The organism is Amycolatopsis sp. FU40, from assembly GCF_021903635.1.
Taxonomy (GTDB): domain Bacteria; phylum Actinomycetota; class Actinomycetes; order Mycobacteriales; family Pseudonocardiaceae; genus Amycolatopsis; species Amycolatopsis dendrobii.
Window position 1 is genome coordinate 1492430 of record NZ_CP091381.1, and the last position, 24018, is coordinate 1516447.

The 24018-nt window shown below is 70.6% G+C and carries 9 protein-coding genes; 5 read left to right on the top strand and 4 right to left on the bottom strand.

Annotated elements, in window-relative coordinates:
• Positions 1-3: 3 nt before the first annotated feature.
• The 3 genes from L3Q65_RS08050 to L3Q65_RS08060 all read left to right on the top strand — a co-directional run bounded on the left by L3Q65_RS08050 (position 4) and on the right by L3Q65_RS08060 (position 16647).
• Positions 4-14811 carry a non-ribosomal peptide synthase/polyketide synthase gene (locus L3Q65_RS08050; RefSeq protein ID WP_237599231.1) on the top strand — a complete coding sequence of 4936 codons (14808 nt, stop codon included), beginning with the start codon at positions 4-6 and terminating at the stop codon, positions 14809-14811.
• Between the two features lie 384 nt (positions 14812-15195).
• Positions 15196-16437 (top strand): MFS transporter, encoded by a 1242-nt coding sequence (locus L3Q65_RS08055; protein WP_237599232.1) that lies wholly within the window; start codon positions 15196-15198, stop codon positions 16435-16437.
• A 12-nt stretch (positions 16438-16449) separates the two neighbouring features.
• A complete protein-coding gene (locus tag L3Q65_RS08060) occupies positions 16450-16647 on the top strand; it encodes an MbtH family NRPS accessory protein (protein ID WP_182891600.1) in 198 nt (65 codons plus the stop codon).
• 506 nt (positions 16648-17153) lie between these two features.
• On the opposite strand, the gene L3Q65_RS08065 is transcribed toward L3Q65_RS08060, so the two are convergent.
• Positions 17154-18224: a S1 family peptidase gene (locus tag L3Q65_RS08065; protein ID WP_237599233.1), complete on the bottom strand. Its 1071-nt coding sequence runs from the start codon at positions 18222-18224 to the stop codon at positions 17154-17156.
• A 450-nt stretch (positions 18225-18674) separates the two neighbouring features.
• Between L3Q65_RS08065 and L3Q65_RS08070 the strand changes: the two genes are divergently transcribed.
• On the top strand, positions 18675-19370 hold the full coding sequence (locus tag L3Q65_RS08070; RefSeq protein ID WP_237599234.1) for a trypsin-like serine protease: 696 nt from the start codon (positions 18675-18677) through the stop codon (positions 19368-19370).
• Between the two features lie 37 nt (positions 19371-19407).
• Positions 19408-19944: a snapalysin family zinc-dependent metalloprotease gene (locus tag L3Q65_RS08075; RefSeq protein ID WP_237599235.1), complete on the top strand. Its 537-nt coding sequence runs from the start codon at positions 19408-19410 to the stop codon at positions 19942-19944.
• Between the two features lie 90 nt (positions 19945-20034).
• On the opposite strand, the gene L3Q65_RS08080 is transcribed toward L3Q65_RS08075, so the two are convergent.
• Genes L3Q65_RS08080 through L3Q65_RS08090 form a run of 3 tightly spaced genes read right to left on the bottom strand, consistent with a single transcriptional unit; the run spans position 20035 to position 24014 of the window.
• Entirely contained in the window at positions 20035-21429 is a 1395-nt protein-coding gene (locus L3Q65_RS08080) for a family 2B encapsulin nanocompartment shell protein (protein ID WP_237599236.1), read from the bottom strand.
• Between the two features lie 5 nt (positions 21430-21434).
• Complete coding sequence (locus L3Q65_RS08085; protein WP_182891596.1) at positions 21435-22850, bottom strand: family 2B encapsulin nanocompartment shell protein; 1416 nt, start codon at positions 22848-22850, stop codon at positions 21435-21437.
• Between the two features lie 51 nt (positions 22851-22901).
• A complete protein-coding gene (locus tag L3Q65_RS08090; protein WP_182891595.1) occupies positions 22902-24014 on the bottom strand; it encodes a family 2 encapsulin nanocompartment cargo protein terpene cyclase in 1113 nt (370 codons plus the stop codon).
• Positions 24015-24018 lie beyond the last annotated feature (4 nt).

A 24018-nucleotide genomic window follows, 5' to 3' on the forward strand; every position in this document is an offset into this window, starting at 1 on the left:
CCCATGACCTCGTCCCGTGAGGACCGCATCGCGGCGCTGCCCGCCCACCTGCAGGAAGCGCTGCGTCGCAGGATGGCCGGAACGGCCGGCCGCGCACCGGAGATCCCGGCGGCCGCCGACCGTTCCGGCCCCGTGCCCCTGTCGTCCGCGCAACGCAGGCTGTGGTTTTTCAGCCAGCTCCGCCCGGACGATCCCGAATACAACAGCGCGTTCGCCTTGCGGCTGACCGGTGAGCTGGACGTCGAGGCGCTGGCGACGGCGCTGCGGCTGCTGGTCGCCCGGCACGAACCGCTGCGCACGACCTTCGAAGAGGTCGACGGCGAACCCCGCCAGCTCATTCAGCCGCCGGATGAAGTCGCGCTTCCGGTGCTGGACGCCGCGCCGGAAGACCTCGACGCGGTCTTGAAGGCGGAGTATTCGCGGCCGTTCGACCTCGTGCACGGACCTCTGCTGCGCGCCGTGCTCGTGCGGCTCGGCCGGGCTGAGCACGTGCTGCTGGTGTGCGTGCACCACATCGCCACCGACGGCGCGTCGATGGGCGTGCTGACCGAAGAACTCGGGCTCCTCTACCGCGACGGCGAGCGCGCGGAACTGCCGCCGCAGCCGTTGCAGTACGCGGATTTCGCGGTGTGGCAGCACAATCGCCCGACTCGTGCGGCCGGGCTGGAGCACTGGACCCGGCAGCTGACCGGCGTGACTCCGCTCGACCTGCCGACGGACCGGCCGCGCCCGGCCGCTCGCAGCACGGCGGGTGCGGTGCGCGAGTTCGCCGTCCCCTCCGACGTGGCCCGCGGGCTCGCGGAACTGGCGCGGACTTCGGAAACCACGTTGTTCACCGTGCTGCTCGCGGCCTGCCAGGCGCTCTTCGCGCGCTGCACCGGGCAGGAGGACATCGCGCTCGGCACCGTCGTTTCCGGCCGGGACCGCCCGGAGCTGGAGCGGGTGGTCGGGTTCTTCGTCAACACCGTCGTCCTGCGTTCCGACGTCGACCGGTCGGCTCCGTTCGCCGATCACCTGGCCGCGGCGCGGCAGACCGTCCTCGACGCCTTCGCCCATGACGACGTCCCGTTCGAGGAAGTGGTCGACGCCGTGCACGCGGGCCGGGACCCCGGCCGCAACCCGTTGTTCGACGTCATGGTGCTGCTCCACACCGCCGCCGGGACCGGGCCGGTGTTCCCGGGCCTGGCCGCGGAACCGGCCGGGGTCGGGCGGGATTCGGCCAACTTCGACCTCACCGTCGAATTCGAGGAATCCGGCGGCCGGCTGGCCGGGCTCGTCGAATACAGCACCGAACTGTTCGAGGTCGGGACGATCGACCGGCTGATCGCGCATCTGCTGCGGCTGCTGGCCGGGATCGCCGCCGACCCGGGCCGGCGCGTCGCCGACCTGCCGCTGACCACCGAGACCGAGGAAGCCCAGCTGCTCGGCTGGCGTGGCCCGGTGCTCGACGTCACCGACGTTGCTGGCGGCACCATCGTCGATCTCCTCGACCGCCAAGCGCGCACCCAGCCGGCGGCGACCGCGCTGGTCTGCGGCGACGTCCGGTTGAGCTTCGCCGAGCTCGCCGCCCGCACCGACGTGCTCGCCGCGGAGCTCGCCGGCCGGGGCGCGGGGCCGGACAGGGTGGTGGCCGTGTTGCTCCCGCGCTCGGCCGACGCGATCATCGCGCTGTTCGCCGTGCTCAAGGCCGGGGCGGTGCACCAGTCGATCGATCCCGGCTTGCCCGCGGAACGGATCGAGGTGCTGCTGGCCGACACGCGGCCGGCGGTGGTGCTGGACCGCATCGGCGGCTTCACCGACCGTCCGCGCCCGGCCGCGCCGAAGCCGTCGGACGCCGCCTACGTGATCCACACGTCCGGCTCGACCGGCACGCCCAAGGGCGTCGTGGTCGAGCACGCCGCGTTGGCGAACCTGCTGGCCAACCACCGCGCCGTCTTCGGCCGCGAACGGATGCGCGTGGCGCTCACCGCGTCGCTCTCGTTCGACACGTCGTGGGAAGGACCGCTGCTGCTGGCGGACGGCCATGAACTGCACCTGATCAGCGACGGAACCCGCCTCGACCCGGCCGCGCTCACCCGCTACGTCCGCGAGGAGCGCATCGGCTTCCTCGACGTGACCCCGTCCTACCTGCGGCAATTGCTGCCCGCCGGACTGCTCGACGGCGAACAGCGGCCGCAGTTCCTGATGGTCGGCGGCGAGGCGATCGGCGCGAGCCTGTGGCACGAACTCGCCGGATCCGGCGTGGCCGCCGGAAACTACTACGGCCCGACCGAGTCCACTGTGGACGCGACGTGGGCTCCGGTGACCGGGGACCGGCCGTCGATCGGCCGTCCGCTGGGGAATGTCGGCGCGTATGTTCTCGACGAACAGCTCCGGCTCGTCCCGGCCGGGGTCCCCGGCGAACTCTGCCTCGCCGGAGCCCAGCTCGCGCGCGGCTACCTCGGCAGGCCAGGGCTGACCGCGGACCGGTTCGTGCCGAATCCCTTCGGAGCGCCCGGAACCCGCCTCTACCGGACCGGCGACCGAGCCCGCTGGACCGCCGACGGCCAGCTGGAACACCTCGGCCGCATCGACGACCAGGTCAAGGTCCGCGGGTTCCGGATCGAGCCCGGCGAGGTCGAGACCGCACTGCGCGCGCAGCCGGAGGTGCTCGATGCCGCCGTCGACGCGCGGGACGGCAGGCTCGTCGCGTACCTCGTCGGCGACGCCGAGCCTGCCGAGCTTCGCGCCGCGCTGACTCAGTCGCTGCCCGCGCACCTGGTGCCCTCCGCGTTCGTCCACCTCGACCGGCTTCCGCTGACCCGGCACGGCAAACTGGACCGCCGGGCGCTGCCGGAGCCGGAGATTTCCGCGTCCGCGCAGTACATCGCCCCGCGAGACGACCGCGAACGGCTCGTGATCGACGTCTGGGCCGAGGTGCTCGGCCTGGAACGAGTCGGCGTCGAAGACGATTTCTTCGCCCTCGGCGGCGATTCGCTGCTCGGCATCCGTGTGGTCGCGCGGCTGCGTGCCGAGTTGGGCGCCGACGTGCCCGCGCGGCTCGTTTTCACCGCGCCGACCCCGGCGCTGCTGGCCGCGCAACTGCCCGCCGCGTCCGCGCCGCAGGAGGCGATCCCGCTCCTGCCGCGTGGCGACGGACCGTTCGAAGCGCAGCTTTCCTTTGCTCAGCAACGCCTCTGGTTCCTCGACGAGTTCGACCCGGGCAGCACCGAGTACGTCTCGCCGACCGCACTGCGACTGCGCGGCGACCTGAACGTGCCCGCGCTGAACCAGGCGCTCACCGCGTTGGTGGCGCGGCACGAGTCCCTGCGCACGACCTTCGCGACAGTCGACGGCCAGGGCAAGCAGATCGTCCACCCGCCATACGCGGTCGATCTCCAGCCGGTCGACGGCGACCTGGACACCGCACTGGCCGCCGCGACCGGCCCGGTCGACTTGCATACCGGCCCGCTGCTGCGCGCCGCGCTCACCCGGCTCGGCCCCGACGACCACGTCCTCACGCTGGTGCTGCATCACATCGTCACCGACGGCTGGTCCTCGGGCGTGCTCCTGAGCGAACTCGCCGCTTGCTACGCCGCGTTCACCCGCGGCGACGAGCCCGGATTGCCGCCGCTGCCGGTGCAATACGCCGATTACGCGGTCTGGCAACGAAACCGCACCGACTTCGACGGCCAGCTCAGCTATTGGCGGCACCGCCTCGCCGGTCTCGAGCCGCTGGAGCTGCCCACCGACCGCCCGCGCCCGGCTGTCCGCACGAAGAACGGCGCGCTGCACGAGTTCAGCGTCCCGGCCGGCACCACCGCACGGCTCGCCGAGCTGTCCCGGCAGCAGGGCGGCACGCTCTTCATGACCCTGCTCGCCGCCTGCCAGCTGCTGTTCGCGCGATGGTCCGGACAGGACGACGTCGCGGTCGGCACCGTCGTGTCCGGCCGCGAACGCGCCGAGCTGGAAGGCCTGATCGGCTTCTTCGCCAACACCCTCGTCCTTCGGTCCACAGTGGACTTGAACTGCGGCTTCGATGCTTTCCTCGGCGAAGTCCGCGACACCGTGCTCGACGCCTTCGCCCATCAGGACGTCCCGTTCGACCGTGTCGTGGACGACGTCCAGCCCGAACGCGACCCCAGCCGCACCCCGTTGTGCCAGGTCATGGTCGTGCTGCACAACACCCCGGACGCCCGCCCGGCGCTGCCCGGGATCGCCGTCGAGGAGGTCGCGCCGCCGATCGTGACCGCCGGCTTCGACCTGGCGATCCACTTCCAGCAGACCGCCGGGCGGCTCGACGCGGTGGTCAACTACAACACCGACCTGTTCGACGCGGCCACCATCGAACGGCTGAGCAATTGGCTGCGGATCCTGCTGGCCGGGATCGCGGCGACCCCGTCGCAGCCGCTCGGCCGGCTGCCGTGGATCACCGCCGACGAGCGCGACCGCGTCCTGCGCGAATGGAACCCCGTCGCCGTCGCGCCCCCGGAACCGGCGCTGCACCGGCTGTTCGCCGCGCAAGCCGCCCGCACCCCGCACGCCGTCGCGGTGACCTGCGAAGGCGTCGAACTGACCTACCGCGAGCTGGACCGTCGGGCGAACCGCCTGGCGCACCGGCTGATCGCGCAGGGGGCCGGGCCGGAACGCCTGGTGGCGCTGCGGCTGCCGCGCTCGGCGGACCTGGTCGTCGCGATCCTCGCCGTGCTGAAGTCCGGCGCGGGATACCTGCCGATCGACCCGGACTATCCGCCCGCGCGGATCGAGGCGATGCTCTCCGACGCGCAGCCGGTGTGCGTCGTGGACACGATCGCCGCGGACGACCAGCCGGACACCGACCCCGGCGTGCGGGTCCGGCCGGAGAACACCGCGTACGTCATTTACACCTCCGGTTCCACCGGCGTGCCCAAGGGCGTGCTCATCCCGCACGCGAACGTGACCCGGCTGTTCTCCTCGACCGAGCACTGGTTCGGCTTCGGCGACCAGGACGTCTGGACGCTCTTCCACTCCTACGCGTTCGACTTCTCGGTCTGGGAGCTGTGGGGCGCGCTGCTGCACGGCGGCCGCCTCGTGGTGGTCCCGTCCGAGACAGTCCGGTCGCCGGAGGAATTCCTGGCCTTGCTGGCCGAACAGCGGGTGACCGTGCTCAACCAGACGCCGTCCGCGTTCTACCGGCTCGGCTCGCTGCCGTCCGCGCCGTTGAGCCTGCGGTACGTGATCTTCGGCGGCGAGGCCCTGGACCCGGTGCGTCTGGAGGAATGGCGACGCCGGTATCCGGACGGCCCGCGGCTGGTCAACATGTACGGCATCACCGAGACCACCGTGCACGTGACGCATCGGATCCTCGACGAGCGCGCGACCGTCGGCGTGCCGATTCCGGACCTGCGCGCCTACGTCCTGGACGCCCGCCTCGAACCGGTGCCGCCCGGCGTCGCCGGCGAGCTTTACGTCGCGGGCGCGGGACTGGCGCGCGGCTATCTGAACCGGCCGGGCCTGACGGCGTCCCGGTTCGTCGCGGATCCGTTCGGCGAGCCGGGCACCCGGATGTACCGCACCGGCGACCTGCTGTGCTGGACCCCGGACGGCGAACTGGCCTATCGGGGCCGGGCCGATCACCAGGTCAAGATCCGCGGTTTCCGGATCGAACCGGGCGAGGTCGAGGCGGCGCTGTCGGCGCATCCGGACGTGACCGGCGCGGTCGCCGTCGCGCACGGCACCGGCGACGCCCGGCGGCTGGTCGCGTACTTGACCGGGACCGTGCCCGGGACCGCGGTGCTGCGTGAATTCCTCGCCCGGTCGCTGCCCGCGCACATGATCCCGGCGGTGTTCGTCGCGCTGGACGAGTTGCCGCTCAACGCGAACGGGAAGCTCGATCACCGCGCGTTGCCGGTACCCGGCGCGCGGGCCGAAAACCGTTATGTGGCCCCGCGCACCGAGATCGAGACCGTTCTCGCCGAGGTCTGGTCGGCGGTGCTCGGCGTCGACCAGGTCGGTGTCGAGGACAACTTCTTCGGCCTCGGCGGTGACTCGATCCTCAGCATCCAGGTCGTGTCCCGCGCTCGCCAAGCCGGGCTGACGGTGTCCTCGAAGGATCTCTTCCAGCACCAGACGATCGCCGAACTGGGCCGCGTCGTCACCGCCGGCGCACCGGTCGCGCAAGTGCCGGAGCAAGCCGGACCCGCGCCGCTCGGGCCGATCCAGTCGTGGCTGTTCGCGCATCTGGACGAGCCGTGGCGGCTGACCATGTCCGTCCACGTCGTACTGTCCCCAGTAGACGTTTCCCGGCTGACCGCCGCGATCGCTGAAGTCACCGCTCGCCATGCCGCACTGCGGATGCGATTCTCCGAAGCGGAGGGAAGCTGGCAGCAAGAACCGGCCGCCACGGAGCCAGCGGACATCCTGCGGCACGCTGACCTGTCCGAAGTGGACGATGTGGCAGCGGCGATGCACGCGGAGGCAGTGCGCGCACAGACCTCTTTGGACATCGTCAACGGCCCGGTCTGGCGCGCGGTCCTGTTCACCTTCCGGGACCGTTCGCCGCAGCTGTTCCTCACCGCACACCACCTCGTCATGGACGGCGTGTCCTGGCGCGTCCTGCTGGGCGACCTCGAACACGCCTATCGCGGCGAACCGCTGGAACCGGCGGGCAGTGCGTTCACCCACTGGGCTCGGACCCTCGCCGACCACGTCCGTTCCGGCGGGCTCGACGGCGAGGCGGAATACTGGCGGAGCGTGCTGCGCGGCGTCGAGACCGGACTCCCGGTCGACCGCGCCGGGCGCAACACCGCGGAGTCGGCGCGCTCGGTGTCGGTTTCCCTCGGCCGGGCCGAGACTTCCGCGCTGCTGCGAGACGTGCCCGGCGCGTACCGGACCGAGGTCAACGACGTCCTGCTCAGCGCTCTCGCCCGCGTGCTGGCGCGCTGGACCGGCCGGTCGCGGGTCGTCCTCGAGATGGAAGGCCACGGCCGCGAGGACCTCGCCGCACCGCTCGACCTGTCCCGGACGATCGGCTGGTTCACCGCGCAGTACCCGGTCGCGCTGACCGTTCCCGGCGACGGCTGGGACGCGATCCTCAAGTCGGTCAAGGAACAACTGCGCGCCGTCCCGAACAAGGGCGTCGGCTACGAGGCTTTGCGCTACCTGACCGAATCGCCGCTGCGGAACGATCCGACACCGCAGATATCCTTCAACTACCACGGCCGCTGGGACCTCGGAGCCGCCGAGGACGGGCTCTGCCACGGCCGCGGGGAAAGCCTCGGCCGCGACTCCGCGCCGGACAGCATCCGCCCGTGTCTGCTGGACGTCGTCGGCGTGGTCGAATCCGGCGAATTGCACCTGACCTGGGAATACTCCGCCGAGGTGCACGAGGAGGCGACCGTCCGCGGCCTGGCCGAGGCGACCGCCGAGGCGCTGCGGGAGATCATCGCGCACTGCGCCGGGGCGGGCGGCCGCACGCCGTCGGACTTCCCGCTCGCCCGGCTCGACCAGCCGACGGTCGACCGGCTGGCCGGGGACGGCCGCGAGGTCGAGGACATCTATCCGCTGACCGCGCTGCAGGCGGGCATGGTGTTCCACAGCCTGGTCGACACCGGGTCGAGCGCGTACTTCGACCAGTTCCGGCTGCGGCTGGCCGGCGTCCGGGACCCGCGTGCGCTGGCCGAGGCTTGGCAGCGCGTGGTGGACCGGACGCCGATCCTGCGCAGCAGCACGGTGTGGGACGGCGTCGACGAGCCGGTGCAGCGTGTCCATCGCGGGGTCCGGGTGCCGGTCGGGCAGCACGACTGGCGCGGCCTCGCTCCCGGAGAACAGCAGGCGGAACTGGCGAAACTGCTCGAAGCCGACCTGGCGGCCGGCATGGATCTGACGACGCCGCCGTTGATGCGCCTGGAGATCGCGCGAGTCGCCGACGACGAGGTGCAACTCCTCTGGACCTCGCACCACGTCCTGCTCGACGGCTGGAGCACCGCCCAGGTCTTCGGCGAGGTGTGCGAGCAGTACACGGCGATTGTCGAAGGCACGCCGGCGAAACTGACGCCGCGGCGGCCGTTCCGCGACTACCTCGCCTGGCTGGCCGGACAGGACCGGACCGCGGCCGAGGACCACTGGCGCGACGCGCTCGACGGTTTCGCCGCGCCGACGCCGTTGCCGTACGACCGCCGTCCCACGGAGGCGCACCGCGCGGAATCCGGGGCGACAGTGCTGGTCGAGCTGTCCGCGGACGAGTCGGCGGCGCTGCGAGACATGGCGAAAACCGCCGCGCTGACGGTCAACTCGGTCGTGCAGGGAGCGTGGGCACTGCTGCTCGCGCGCTACAGCGGCGAGCCGGACGTCTTGTTCGGCACCACGGTTTCCGGACGGCCGCCCGAGCTGCCCGGCGTCGAAGCGATGATCGGGATGTTCATCAACACCGTCCCGACGCGCGTGGAGGTCCGGAACGGACAGTCGGCCGCCGAATGGCTGCGCGCGATCCAGGCCGGGCAGGCGGACGCGCGCCGGTACGACTTCCTGGCGCTCTCGCAGCTGCAGACCTTCACCGGGGTGCCGGCGGGCGCGTCGTTGTTCGACAGCGTGGTGGTCTTCGAGAACTACCCGATCGAAGACAGCGGACAGGACGGCGTCCGGGTGCTGGACGTCGAATCGCTGGACACCACGAGCTATCCGCTGAACCTCACCGCCTATCTGCACGACCGGCTCGGGCTCGAACTTTCCTACGATCCGAAGCTGTTCGATGCCTCGACCGCGCAACGGCTCGCCGGACACCTCGCCCAGCTGGTGCGCGCGATCGCCGACGACCCGGAGCGTCGCGTCGGCTCGCTCTCGCCGCTCACCGCCGACGAGCGCGACCAGGTGCTGGCTCTGGGACACGGCGACACCGCCGACCTTCCCGCGGAGACGGTGTTGGACGTGTTCGACGCGACCGTCGCGCGGATGCCGCACGAGACCGCGCTGATCTTCCACGACACCGTCCTGGACTTCGCGGAAGTCGACGCGCGCGCCACGCAGCTGGCGCAGGAGCTGATCGAGCGGGGCGCCGGGCCGGAGCGCGTGGTGGCCGTGATGCTGCCTCGGTCGGCCGAAGCAGTCATCGCGGTCCTGGCGATTTTCAAAGTCGGCGCGGTGTATTTGCCGATCGACCCGGACCTGCCGGAAGAACGCGTCCGCTTCCTGCTCGACGACGCGCGCCCGGTGGTCGTCCTCGGCAGGCCGGACGAGAGCTACGCCCCGCCAGCGCCGCTCTCGAAGCGGCCGGACGCGGACACCGCCGCGTACGTCATCTACACCTCCGGTTCGACGGGCACGCCGAAGGGCGTCGTCGTGGAGCACCGCGCGCTGGTGAACCTGCTGGTCGCGCACCGCGCGATCTTCCTCGAACGCGGGCGGGAGCGGGCCGCGCTCACCGCGTCGCTGGCCTTCGACGCGTCGTGGGAACCGCTGCTGGCGATGATCGACGGCCACGAGCTGCACGTGCTGGACGACGACACCCGGCTCGACCCGATCGCGCTGGTCCGGGCCGTCCGCGCGCACGGGCTCAACCTGCTCGACCTCACCCCGGCCTACCTCCAGCAACTGCTGGACGCCGGGCTCGCGACCGGCGAGGTCCGGCCGCGGACGGTGATCACCGGCGGCGAGGCGGCCACCGAAACGCTGTGGAAGCAGCTGGCCGCCGCGGACGTCACCGGGCACAACTACTACGGGCCCACGGAAGCGACCGTCGACTCGATCCACGCGCCGGTCGTCGGGGACCAGCCGCTGATCGGCCGTCCGCTGGCCAACTTCCGCGCGTACGTGCTCGGCGACACCGGCGAACCCGTGCCGCCCGGCCTGCCCGGCGAGCTGTTCCTCGCCGGACCGCAGCTCGCGCGCGGCTACCTCGGCCGGCCGGGGCTGACCGCGGACCGGTTCGTCGCGGATCCGTTCGGCCCGCCGGGGGAGCGGATGTACCGCACCGGCGACCAGGTCCGCTGGACCGCCGAGGGCTCGCTCGACTACCTCGGCCGCGTCGACGACCAGGTCAAGATCCGCGGGTTCCGCGTCGAACCCGGCGAGATCGAGACGGTCCTGCGGCGGCATCCGGCGATCGCCGACGTCACCGTCATCGCCCGCGAAGGCCGCCTTGTCGCGTACGTCGTCGGGGAAGCTCAAGGCTTGCGCGAGTGGACCCGCGAACGGCTGCCGGAGCACCTGGTCCCCTCGGCGTTCGTGCCGATGGAGGCGCTCCCGCTCAACCGGAACGGCAAGCTCGACCGCCGCGCGCTGCCCGCACCCGGCCGCGCCGGAACTGCCGAGTACGTCGCGCCGCGGACGACCGCGGAGCAGCGGCTCGCCGCGATCTGGGCCGACGTCCTCGGAATCGACCGCGTGGGTGCCGACGACAGTTTCTTCGAACTGGGCGGCGATTCGATCCTCAGCATGCGGATCACGTCGCGGGTGCGCGCCGAATTCGGCGTCGAGGTTTCGCCGCGGATGCTGTTCTCCGCGCCGACTCTCGGCCAGTTCGCCGCGGAACTTCCGGCGGAGCAGGCCGCGGCGGAGACGATCCCGGCGGTCGCGCGGGACGGTGCGCTGCCGTTGTCGTTCGCTCAGCAACGCTTGTGGTTCCTGGACGAATTCGAACCCGGCGGCTCGGAGTACATTTCTCCCACCGCCTTGCGCTTGCGCGGTGAACTCGACATCGACGCTTTGCGGAGGTCTCTGGACACGGTCGTCGCCCGGCACGAATCGCTCCGCACCACCTTCGACGCGATCGAAGGCCACGCCGTGCAGATCGTCCACGAGCCCGCGCCGATCGACCTCCCGGTGGCCGACTTCGACGAGGAAACCCTGGTGCGCGAAGCACTCCGGCCGTTCGACCTGCGCACCGGCCCGCTGCTGCGCGCCCGGTTGTTCCGCGAGGGTTCCGGCGATCACGTCCTGCTGCTGGTGCTGCACCACATCGTCACCGACGGCTGGTCGGCCGGGGTGCTGGCCGCCGAGCTGGACACCTGCTACTCCGCCTACGTCCGCGGCGAGGAACCGCGGCTGCCCGAGCTGCCGGTGCAGTACGCGGACTTCGCCGCCTGGCAACGGGATTTCCTCGACAGCCCCGTCCTGGACGAGCAGCTCGACCACTGGCGGGACCGCCTCGCCGGGCTCGCGCCGCTCGAACTGCCCACCGACCGGCCGCGCCCCGCGGTCCGCACGAACGAAGGGGAGTGGTTCGGCTTCGACATCCCCGCCGAGGTCGCCGCGAACCTGCGCGAACTCGCGGGCGCACAGCACGGGACCCTGTTCATGACGCTGGTCGCGGCCTTCCAGGTCGTGCTGTCGCGGTGGTGCGGACAGGAGGACGTCGCCGTCGGCACGGTCGCCGCCGGCCGCGAACGGGCCGAGCTGGAACGGCTGATCGGCTTCTTCGTCAACACCCTGGTCTTGCGGTCCACAGTGAACTCAAGTGCTTCGTTCCGGGAGTTCCTCGGCGGCGTGCGCGACACCGTGCTCGACGCGTTCGCCCACCAGGACGTGCCGTTCGAACGCGTCGTGGACGCCGCCCAGCCGGTCCGCGACCCGAGCCGGACACCGCTGTTCCAGGCGATGGTGGTGCTGCAGAACACCGGTGACCGGCCGGGCGGCGGCACGCTGGTCGCCGAGGAGGTCGCTCTGCCCGCGACGACCGCGACCTTCGACCTGCTCGTGCAATTCGAGGAGGACGGCGGGTCGCTGCACGCCGCGATCAACTACGCCACCGGCCTGTTCGACGCCGCGACGATCGAACGTCTCGCCGACCGGTTGCTGACCGCGCTCACTGTTCTCGCCGCGCTGCCGGACCAGCCGATGTCCTGCCTGCCGCTGCTGCCGCAAGCCGAACTGGACCAGCTGCGGGCCTGGAACGACACCGCCGTGGCCGTCCCGGCCGCGTCGGTGGCACAGCTGTTCGAAGCACAGGTCGCGCGGACGCCCGACGCTCCGGCATTGCTGTCCGCTGCCGGAGAAATCACCTTCGCCGAGCTGAACGCGCGGGCGAACCAGCTGGCGCGTCTGCTGGTCGATCGGGGCGCCGCGCCGGAACGGATCGTCGCCGTCCGGCTGCCGCGCTCGACCGCGCTCGTCCTCGCGGAGCTGGCGGTGGCGAAGACCGGGGCCGCGTTCCTCCCGGTCGACCCGGGCTATCCCGCCGAACGCATCGAGTTCATGCTGCGCGACGCCGACCCGGTCTTCGTCGTGGACGGCGAACTCGACGCCGGGCAGTACGCGGACACGAACCTCGACCTCCCCGTCGACCCGGACCAGCCGGCGTACGTCATCTACACCTCCGGCTCCACCGGGCGGCCCAAGGGAGTCGTGGTCCCGAACGCGGGCCTGGCGTCCTTCGCCGCCGCCGAGATCGAGCATTTCCGGATCCGTCCGGGAGACCGGGTGCTGGCGTTCAACTCGCCCAGCTTCGACGCGTCGGTCTCGGAACTCTGCATGACCCTGCCCGCCGGCGCCGCGCTCGTCGTGCCGCCGGAGGGCCCGCTGCTCGGCACGCAATTGGCCGAGGTGCTGGCGGAGTACCGGATCACGCACGTGCAGTTCCCGCCCGTCGCGCTGGCGACCGTGCCCGAGACGGCGCTGCCGGACCTGCGGACCGTCGTCGTCGGCGGGGACGTCTGCCCCGCCGAGCTGGTCTCGCGCTGGGCCCCGGGGCGGCGGATGATCAACGCTTACGGGCCGACCGAGACCACCGTCGTGACCTCGTGGAGCGAACCGCTGTCGCCGGGCGGCACGTTGCCGATCGGCAAACCGATCCGGAACACCGAAGTGCACGTGCTGGACGCCCGCCTGCGCGAGGTCCCCATCGGGTCGGCGGGCGAGCTGTACGTCCGCAGCATCGGCCTGGCGCGCGGCTACCTGTCCCGGCCCGGCCTGACCGCCGACCGGTTCGTGGCGGATCCGTACGGCCCGCCCGGGTCGCGGATGTACCGCACCGGCGACGTGGTCCGGCTGACCGCCTCGGGCGACCTGGAGTTCGCCGGACGGGTGGACGACCAGGTCAAGATCCGCGGATTCCGGGTGGAACTGGGCGAGATCGAATCGGCACTGCGGCGGCATCCGGCGGTTCACGAGGCCGTGGTCGTGGCTCGGGAAGCCAACGGGCACAAGCGTTTGGTCGCATATGTGGTGGGGGAAACCGCCGAGCTGCGTTCCTTCCTCGGCGAGACGCTGCCCGACTACCTGATCCCGTCGGTCTTCGTGCCGCTGGACTCGGTGCCAGTGAGCCCCAACGGCAAAATCGACCGCGCCGCTTTGCCCGCACCGGACCTGTCGGCGTTGCAGACCGCGCAGTACGTCGCCCCGAGCACCGGCTTGGAAGAACTGCTGGCGAACGTGTGGGCCGAGGTGCTCGGAATTCCGCAGGTCGGCACCGCGGACAACTTCTTCGAACTCGGCGGGGATTCGCTGCTCAGCATCCAGGTCGTGCACCGCGCCCGGCAGGCTGGGCTGGCGATGCGCTCGAAGGACCTGTTCACGCACCAGACGGTCGCCGAACTGGCCCGGGTGGCCCAGCCGGCCGATTCGGCGCAGGACGATCGCGAAGCCGTCGTCGGGGCCGTTCCGCTGACGCCGATCCAGCGCTGGTTCCTGGACGCTTCGCCGGTCAACCCCGCGCATTTCAACCAGTCCGTGCTGATCGAGCTGAACGGCCCGGTCGACGAGGAGGTGCTGCGCCAGGCCGTCGACGCACTGGTGGCGCAGCACGATGCGCTGCGTTTGCGCTTCGAGCGGACCGCTTCCGGGTGGATTCAGCACAACGACCCCGTCAACTCCGGCTCCGTCCTGCGCCGGGTGTCCACTGTGGACCTGGAGCGAGCCGCCGACGACGCACAGGCGAGCTTCGACCTCGCGCAGCCCCCGCACCTGCGTGCGCTCTTGTCGGACTCTGCCGAGAACCCGTGCCTCTTCCTGGTGGCGCACCACTTGGTGGTCGACGCGGTCTCGTGGGGCATCCTGCTGGAGGATCTGGAACGGGCCTACCGGCAGATCGAAGCCGGGGAAAAGCCCGACCTGGGCCCGAAGACGACGTCCTTCCGGGACTGGGCGCACCGCCTGCGCGAATTCGCGGAATCCGGCGCCTTGGACGCGGAACGCTCGCATTGGGCCCGCGATCTGCCCGGCTGCTCGATCCCGGTGGACCGGGCGGGTGCGGCTCCGCAACCGCAGGAATCGGTGTCGATCCGCGTCGGCGAACGCGACACTGATGCGCTGTTGCACCTCGCGCCGGGCGCCTACCGGACGCGGATCAACGATGTCCTGCTGACGGCGCTGGCTTGGACTCTCACGCGCTGGACCGGCGAGCCCGCGGTGGCGATCGACCTCGAAGGCCACGGCCGGGAGGAGATCCTGGACGACGTCGACCTGACCCGGACGGTCGGCTGGTTCACGACCCTGTTCCCGGTCGCGCTGGCGGTGGATCCGGCCGAGAGCTGGCGAAACCAGGTCAAGTCGGTCCGGCGGCAGCTGCGCGCCGTGCCGGGGAACGGGTTCGGGCATGGGGTTCTGCGGTGCTTCCGGTTCCCCGAACTCGGCCGGGACGCGCCTCGGGTCGCCTTCAACTACCTGGGCCAAGGCGAGAACACCGGCTCGGGCGACGGGCTGTTCCTGCGCTCGCTCCCGCCGCTGGGCCGGGACCAGGACCCGGCGAACCGGTCGCCGCACGCGCTGGAGGTCGTCGGCGGGGTGCGGGAGGGGCAGCTGGAGTTTTCCTGGTACTACCAGCCGGATCAGCATGCGCGGGAGACGGTGGCCGGGGTGGCTGCCGGGTTCGCGGACGCGTTGCGCGCCATCGCGGCGGATTGCCGGGGTGCGCAGGCATGAGCGGGACTCTCGGCAAGGGGCGTTGCCAAGCCGGTTCGGAAGCATGGTCCGCAGCGTCCGATGCGGTGCGCGCTAGCGGCGTTGGCTGTCGGAGGGACGGGCGATGAGCGGGATTCTCGGGACGGGCCGTCGCCAAACCGGGCCTGAGGGCTGGTTCGCCGCATTCGGTTCGGCGGCGTGTGCTGTTGCCGCGGAATGCCAGGGCACGAGCGGGCTTCTTGGTGAGAGCTGGTCTGTCGTGCCGGGTGTTGCCGCTGACTGTCGGAGGGGACAAGGCATGAGCCGGGTAGTCAGGCACGACTGGCCACAGCAGGCCGCTCAGGTGGGCGCCGTCGCGAGGGGCGCGACTGAGGCCCGTCCTGCGGAAGCTTGGGGAGGCGGGGCATGAGCGGGATCGCGGGCAACCGCGACTATCGGCTTCTCTGGACCGGCCAGGCCGTCTCCGAAGCCGGGTTCAGCACGACCACCATCGCGTTTCCGTTGCTGGTGCTGGCGCTCACCGGGTCGGCCGCGCAGTCGGGGCTGGTGCTCGGGGCGGTCGCGATCAGTCAGCTGGTCGCCGGGTTGCCCGCGGGGGCGCTGGTGGACCGGTGGCCGCGCAAGCGGATCATGCTCGGGTGCGAGGCGGCGCAGGCGGTCGCGGCGGGCGGATTGGTGCTCGCGTTGCACTGGGGCGTCGCGGAAGTGTGGATGCTCGTCGCGGTGGCCGTCGTGATGGGGTTGAGCCGGGCGTTGTTCGAGCCGGCCGAGGAGGCCAGTCTGCCGCGGTTGGTGGCTGAGGAGCAGGTTCCTTCGGCGGTGGCGATGAATGCCGCTCGGACCAGTGCGGGGCAGTTGTCGGGGACTGCGCTCGGCGGGTTCCTCTTCGCGGTGGGGCGGGCGGTGCCGTTCCTCTTCGACGTGGCCGCGCATGTGTTCGCGTTCTTGTCGTTGCTGTTCGTCCGGTTGCCTCGGCGGCCGGAACGGGCGGAGAACGGGCCGCCCCAGCATCTCGGGCGGGAGATCGCCGAGGGGCTTCGGTGGGTGTGGACCCGTCCTCCGCTGCGGGCGACCGTTTTGTGCGTGGTCTGTTTGAATCTGTTCTTTTCCGCTTATTATCTGGTGATCATCGTGCTGGCTAATGAGCGGGGGGTGCCGTCCGGGGAGATCGGTGTGATGGCGGCGATGCTGGGGGCCGGGGGGATTCTCGGGTCGTTGGCCGCGCCCTATTTGCATCGGCGGGTCAGTGCGCACGGGTTGGTCATCGGGGTGTTCTGGGCGCTGACTGTGCTGACTCCGCTCGCCGTGTTCGTCCACAATGGATATGTGCTGGGGGTGTTGTTCGCGGCTGTTGCGTTTTTGCCTCCTGCGGCTAATACTGCTATTGCTGCTTATCAGTTGCTGTCCACTCCGGATGAGTTGCGCGGGCGGCTCGGGGGAGTGCTCGGGGTTACCAGCGGGTTGGCTGCCGCTGCCGGGCCCGCGTTGGGTGGGTGGCTTGTCGAGGCATTGCCCGCGGTGCCTGCTGTGTTGACGTGTACCGGGTCTATCGCGGCGGTCACTTTGGCGACTACGTTCAGCCGGACTTTGCGCGGGTTGCCTGCGGCGCCCCGGGTTCGGGAGCTTGAAGAGACTTCTGGTCAGTGAAAGGAGAATTTCATGGACGAGGGTGCTGTGTTTCAGGTTTTGGTGAATGACGAGGAGCAGTATTCGTTGTGGCCCGCGGACAAGGAGATTCCGGCCGGGTGGCGGAGTGACGGGACCCGGGGGAGCCGGGAGGAGTGCATGCGGCACGTCGACGAGGTGTGGACGGATATGCGGCCGCGGAGTCTTCGGGAGCGGATGGCGGCTGAGTGAGCGGGGCGGCTCGTCGCCTGGCGGCGACATTGCTTCGTGAGTGGTTGCTTGGGCACCCCGATTTTTGAGTGTGACTACGGCGCGGGGGTGCTTGTCAAGGCGGGAAAGATGCCTTGACAAGGACCCCCGCGCCGTGTTTTTGGCTTTGTATCGGGGGTGGGGGAGGTGTGGGCGCCTGGATGGGTTGGGTGCGCTGGCTGCGGTTTGGCGGTGGGTGTGCGCGGCTTGGGTGGCTGGTTGCGTTGGGGGGTCGCGGCTGCGGTTGAGCGCCCCAATGTGGCATTGGGTGCGTGGGATGCACCGAATGCCGCATTGGGTGCGTGGGATGCACCGAATGCCGCATTGGGTGCGTGGGGCGCACCGAACGCCGCATTGGGTGCGTGGGATGCACCGAACGCCGCGTTGGGTGCGTCGCGGCGGTGGCGGTGGTCTGTGAAGGGCCCCTTGAGGGAATCTGATTCCCTCAAGGGGCCCTTCACAGACTGTGGCGGTCGTGAGGGGGCGGCTTACGGCAGAACCAATCCGTAGGCGCTCAGTGCCGCGGGGACCGGCTGGAAGAAGGTTTCTCCGCCGGAATTGCAGTCTCCGCTGCCGCCTGAGGTGAGGCCCAGTGCGGTGGCTCCGTCGAACAGCGAGCCGCCGCTGTCGCCGGGTTCCGCGCAGACTGTCGTGTCGATCAGGCCGCTCACGCTGCCTTCCTGGTAGTTCACCGTGGCGTTCAGCCCGGTGACCTGGCCGTCGTGCACGCCGGTGGTCGAGCCGCTCCGGGTGACGGTTTCGCCGACGGTCGCGTCGCCCGCCGCGGTGATTTGCTGGCCGGTGTTCACGGCGCTGGGGGCGTCGACGCCGGCGTCGTAGGTGGCGTACGAGTAGTCAGTGCCCGGGAAGTTCGCGCCGGACGTGCTGGCGATGTGCTGCGAGTTGCCTTGGTCGGCCCACCAGTCGTTGGTGGCCACGCCGCAGTGCCCGGCGGTCAGGATCGCGGGCTGGCCGCTCGAGGTGTGCACGTTGAAGCCCAGCGAGCAGCGCAGGCCCTGGCCCCAGATCGCGTCGCCGCCGCTGATCAGCGGGCGCAGTTTGCCCTTCGTCTTCGCGAAACGGGCTTTGTCGCCGAAGCGGTGGACGGCGTTGGTCACCTGGGCGAGCTTGGCTCCGGTGACCGTCGAATCGGCGGTGACGAGGACCTGTCCGGTCCGCGGGTCGACGCGCCACGCGGTGCCGGGGACGCTCGCTGTGCGGGCCAGTTCCGCGGTCACGGCTTTCAGCTGGGACGCACGGTACTTCACGAACTTCGGCGTCGCGCCCGCCGCGCGGACCTGGTCGGCGGCGGCCTGGTCGGTGACGGTGACCGTCAGGCTCGAACTGGCCTGGTCGTAGAACGAGCCGACGGTGCGGTCGCCGAGCGACTTGGCGATGCTGGCGGACATGGCGGTCGCGGCTCGCGCGTTCAGCGGTGCCGTCGAGGGCTGGGCGGCCGCGACGCCCGAGGCGGCGAAAACTGATCCAGCGGCCAGAACCGCCGCGGCGAAGGCGATACCGCCGCGTCCGCCGTGTCTTTGACTGAGTGCTGGGATCATGCACATCTCCGTTTCTTGCGAATAGGACGATGGCGCACCGCGGTCAGCGAATGCGGGCGCAATTCGCAGTTTAGGGACGCTTGGCAATCTCTTATACCCACGAAAGTCGCGAATCCCGTTCGGCTTTGCTGTTCAGTGGCTCCCGCCGTCCGCTCAACGGAAGTTCCGTTCTCGCCGCATCCGATCCATTAGCGGCTCGTTGAACAGCGCGGACGCCGGACGGAACGCCTAATTCCGCGTTCGGTTCATCCCGGTAATCGAGGTTCGTGCCGCCGCGCACGGTTCGGCGTCCGGCCGTATCCCTCCTTTCGACGGTGTTCGGACTCCGGCGGCCCTGGGACTCTGTGGTTTCCGTCGCGGGCCCGGCGCCCGCGAAGTCGTCCCCGGCCGTATCCCGGCCGAAGTCCACTCCCGCGATTGGCGGGAATGGCTGCTATGGAAGGGAAAGCGATGCGGAAAATATTGCTGACGATGATGGGCGCGGCCGCCCTCTTGTTCGGAGTGGCCGCGCCGGCGGTCGCGGCGCAGCCGGCCATCATCGGCGGCAGCGACGCCACCGAAACCTACTCGTTCATGGTGTCGCTGGACAACGGCTGCGGCGGAAGCCTCGTCGCACCCCAGTGGATCATCACCGCGCACCACTGCGGCCAGGCTTCGCAGGCGCGGATCGGTTCCACCGACATCAACTCCGGCGAAGTCGGCCAGATCGACAACGTGACCACCGACCCGGGCACCGATCTCACCATGATGCACCTGAGCCAGCCCGCCCAGTCCGCACCGGTCGCGATGGCGCAGAGCAACCCGTCGCCGGGAACGGGCGCGCGGCTGCTCGGCTGGGGCTGCACGAGCTGGCCCAACTGCCAGACGCCGCAAACCCTGCAGCAGATCGACCTCCAGGTCCTCGACAGCAGCGCGTGCGCGGAAGGCGGCGGCGGTTCGGGCGACGTCTGCATCTCCGGCGACTACTCGCATTCGGCCTGCCACGGCGACTCCGGCGGCCCGGCGATCGTCGGCACGACCGGGAACTGGACGCTGGTAGGCGAAACCCACGGCCCCGGCGACAACGGCGGCGAATGCGCCACCACCACCCTCTACACCGGCATCGCCCAGTACATGTCGTGGATCCAGCAGCAGATCGGAAGCTGACCCTGTCCAGGAAACCCTCCTTCGGAGAGGAAAAACCATGACCCTGCAACGCTTCGGCCGGCTGGCCGCGGGCGCGGCCGCCGCCTTGGTGCTGCCGCTCACCGGAGCGGGTGCGGCGTCCGCCGCCCCGCTGGACGCGGTCGAGCTGTACTACGACGCCAGCGGACTGCCCGACTACCAGGCCGAGGCCACCCAGGCCGCGGCGAACTGGAACAACTCCGTGCACAACGTGCACCTCAACAGCGGCGGCGCCGCGACCATCATCATGCACGAAACCACCGGCGGCGGTTCCTACACCCAGACCGACGGGCACGGCACCGGCGACATCTACATCGACACCCAGCAGGTCGCCGAGGGCAACGACCCGACCAGGATCATCGCCCACGAGATCGGCCACAACCTCGGCCTGCCCGACCACTACGAGGGCCCCTGCTCGGAACTGATGTCCGGGCACGGGCCGGGAATCACGTGCAAGAACGCGATGCCCGACGCCCAGGAATCGGCTCAGGTGGAGGCGAACTTCGCGAACGGGTTCGTGACGGTTCGCTTGCCGGAGAAGCACATCTACCGTTGACGCGCGGACGCTTGCCCGGCAAGCACATCCGCCGCTGACACCCCGATGCCCGCCGGGAGCGACACGCTTCCGGCGGGCATCGGAGCCGGTTCAGGCGCGGGCCACCTCGACGTCGTCGAGAATCCCCAGCGCGTCCGGCACGAGAACCGCGACGGAGTGATAGGCACTGACCAAATAGGACGACACCGCGCGGTCGTTGATTCCCATGAACCGCACATTCAGGCCCGGCCGGTATTCGTCGGAGAGGTTTTTCGGCCGCAATCCGATGACGCCCGCGTCGTCTTCCCCGGTGCGCATCGCGAGCACCGAGGTGGTGCCTGCCTCGCTCACCGGGATTTTGTCGCACGGCAGGATCGGGACGCCGCGCCACGCGGTGACGCGTTTCCCGTCCACCACGACCGGCTCCGGGTAAATGCCCGCCCTCGTGCATTCCCGCCCGATAGCCGCGATCGCCCGCGGATGCGCGAGGAACAAGCGCGTTTTGCGGCGCCGGCAGAGCAGTTCGTCGAGATCGCCCGGCGTCGGCGGGCCGGTGCGGGTGGTGATCCGGGATTTGAGGTCGGCATTGTGCAGCAGGCCGAAATCCGGATTGTTGACCAGTTCGTGTTCCTGCCGTTCCCGCAGCGCCTCGACGGTGAGCCGCAATTGCTGCTCGAACTGGTTCATCGGGTCGTTGTACAGATCGGTGACGCGGTTGTGCACCCGCAGGACCGTCTGCGCCACGGCGAGGTCGTACTCGCGCGGCGAGGGCTCGTAGTCGACGTACGTCCCGGCGAGGACCGGTTCGCCGTCGTGGCCCGCGGACAGGTCGATGTTCGCCTCGCCCTTGCGGTTCTGCGGTTTCCGCGGCTGGGACACTGCCTGCGCGACGTGCGCGCGCAGGGAGTCGAGCCTGCCGTTGAGCCGGGCGTACGAAGCGCCGGGCAGCACCAGCGCGACCACCCTGGTGGCGGCGCGGGCGGTGAAACCCCAGGCGGCGTCGTCGCCGGAGAGGAGTTCGCCGCCGAAATGATCGCCGTCGGTCGCGGTGCCGAGGTGGGTCTCCGCGCCGTAGCGCCCCTCGCCGTGCCGGGTGACCTTGCCGTGCACGACGAGGACGAGCTGGTCCAGCGGCTGCCCGGCGGTCACGAGCGTGCTGCCCGCCTCGAATTCGCGCTGTTCGAACGCGTCGGCCAGCGCGCCGAGCGCGGTTTCGTCGGCGAAGCCGCGCAGCAGCTCGATTTCGGCGAGCTCCAACGGGACGACCTGCACCCGCGGCCCGGTCTGGAAGAAACTCACCTTGCCGTCGCCGACGGTGTAGGCGAGCCGCCGGTTGACCCGGTAGCTGCCGCCGGGCACCTCGACCCACGGCAGCTGCGACAGCAGCCACCGCGGGGTGATCGAGCGCATCTGCGGCAGCGATTTGGTGGTCGTGGCGAGGGTGCGGGCCGCCTTGACGCCGAGGGAGAGCTGCTCCTGCCGGTCCGTTTGTTCCGTGCCGGGCACCGGGCTCAGCCCTCCCGGCCGATTTCGGCGGCTTCCAGCACGGCGAGCGCGTCGGGCACGAGGACGGCGGCGGAATAGTAGGCCGAGACCAGGTAGGACAGGATGGCCTTTTCGCTGATGCCCATGAACCGCACGTTGAGGCCCGGCTGGTATTCGTCCGGCAGCCCGGTCTGGTGCAGCCCGACGACGCCCTGGGCCTGTTCGCCGGTGCGCATCAGCAGCACCGAGCTGGTGCGGGTCTCGGTGACCGGGATCTTGTTGCACGGCAGGATCGGCACGCCGCGCCACGCGGGCACCTGGTGGCCGCCGAGGTCGACCGAACCGGGGTAGATCCCGGCCTTGCTGCATTCCCGCCCGAACGCGGCGATCGTCTTCGGGTGCGCGAGGAAGAACCCGGGGTCCTTCCACACCAGCGAGAGCAGTTCGTCGAAGTCGTCCGGCGTCGGCGGGCCGGTGCGGGTGGGCACGCGCTGGTCGAAGTCGGCGTTGTGCAGCAGGCCGAAGTCGGCGTTGTTGACGAGCTCGTGCTCCTGCCGCTCCCGCAGCGCCTCGACGGTCAGCCGCAACTGCTGCTCGGTCTGGTTCATCGGTTCGCTGTAGAGGTCGGCGACCCGGCTGTGGACCCGCAGCACGGTCTGCGCCACGCTCAGCTCGTACTCGCGCGGGGAAGTGTCGTAGTCGACGAAGGTGCCCGGCAGGTGCGGTTCGCCGTCGTGGCCCGCGGCGAGGGCGATCTCGGCCTCGCCGTGTTCGTTGCGGGCCGTGTCTCCGCCCGCGATGAACGCGTCGAGGTGGGCGCGCAGCGTTTCCGAGCGGTTCAGCACGCCTTCGAACTCCTGGCGCGACAACGTCAGCACGGTCGCGGAGGTGACCGCTTTCGCGGTGTACTCCCAGATTCCGTCCGACGTGGTGAGCACGTTCTCGCCGAAGTAGTCGCCGTCCACGAGCGTGCCGAGCACGGTCTGGTCGCCGTAGGCGCCGACGCCCGCCTTCGTGATCTTGCCGTGTGCGACGAGGAACACCTGGTCGGCGCGGCTGCCGAATTCGGCCAGCACGTCGCCCGGCTGGTATTCGCGCTGCTCGAACCGGCCGGCCAGCTCGGACAGGGCCGCCTCGTCGTCGAAGCCGCGCAGCGGCGCGAGCTCGCCGAGTTCGGGCGGGATGACCCGGACCTCGGAGCCGCTGGTCACGAACGTGACCCGGCCGTCGCCGACGGTGTAGGACAGCCGCCGGTTGACGCGGTACGTGCCCGCGGACACCTCCACCCACGGCAGCACCTTCAGCAGCCACCGCGTGCTGATGCCCTGCATCTGCGGCACGGACTTCGTGGTCGTGGCCAGCTGCCGCGCCGCTGCGCGGCCTAGGCTCAAGGGTTCCTGGTCCTCCACGTCCGCGGAGTCGACCGGATCGGTGACAGTCACAGCGAAACCACCTTGTCTGGGTTTGCGAAGCCTGGGGTCGGGAGTGCGGGATCAGGATCGGTAGCGAGGGTTCGTGGCGTGCCATTCGAAGCCGCCGCCCATCCAGTCGCGGACGCCGGCGAGGAAGCGCTGCAGTTCCGGCGACGGGACCGAGAGCAGGGCGCGGTGCCCCTCCTCGAACTCGCGCACGATCTTGTTGTGCAGCGCGACCGTGGTCTCGACCGCCTCGGAGACCGGGCAGTTCCGGTCGGCGGCGATCTGGAGCACCATGTTGCAGACCGGGTTCTCGTCGGCCGCGTCCTTGGCCACCGAATGGAGGTCGTTGACCAGGACCGTCGCGGTGCCCGCGCGCATCATCGCCTCCCGCACGCGCGGGTCGTAGTAGAACGGCGCGGGCAGCTCGTACCCGCCGACGGCGTCGATGAGGGTCATCGACGTGTAGAAACTGTCGTGCTGGCGGGCCGCGAGGTACTCCCAGGCCGGGGGGTAGCGGCCGGTGTGGCGCCACGCGGCGTAGGCGTCCCAGCTGACGAACATCGCGAAGGTCGAGTAGCAGACCCGCTGGACCAGCACCGGCGAACCGTGCCTGCCGAGGTGGTCGACCGCCGAGCGGAACCCGACCCGGATCGGATCGGCCCGCAGCGCCTGCTCCAGCGGTTCGGAGAACTCGCCCGCGGGCGCGACCGGGTCCATCGCGGCCATGACGAGCGCCAGCCGCGGCGGGAGCTCGGTCGGCGAGGCGCCGAGGGAGCTGTCGTCGGCGTAGTAGTCGTCGGCCGCCCACCACACCGCGTTGAGCTGCGCGGCGATCAGCAGCCGGTCGGGGTCGGAGGTGTCCGGGTGGGCGAGCATGACCAGCCTGCCGAGGGTGGCCCGCGCGATCTGGTCCAGCCCCTCGCCCTCGAACCCGCAGTCCTCCGCCCACGCGACGAGCCGCCGGTCCACCTCCTCGGCGAGCGGGTCGTCGACCCGCCGCACGGCCGGGCAGTACAGCGGCGAAGCGCTGCCGTCGCCCCATTCCCGTTCCGCGTAGGCCGGATCCGTCCCGCCGGACGGCGCGAACTGCGCCGCGATGCGCGCCGCGGAGGTGCCCAGCCCGAGCGGGCCGGCCCACAGCGAGGACGGGCACGCGAGGTCGGGGCGGACCGCTGCGATTCCGGACATTTCG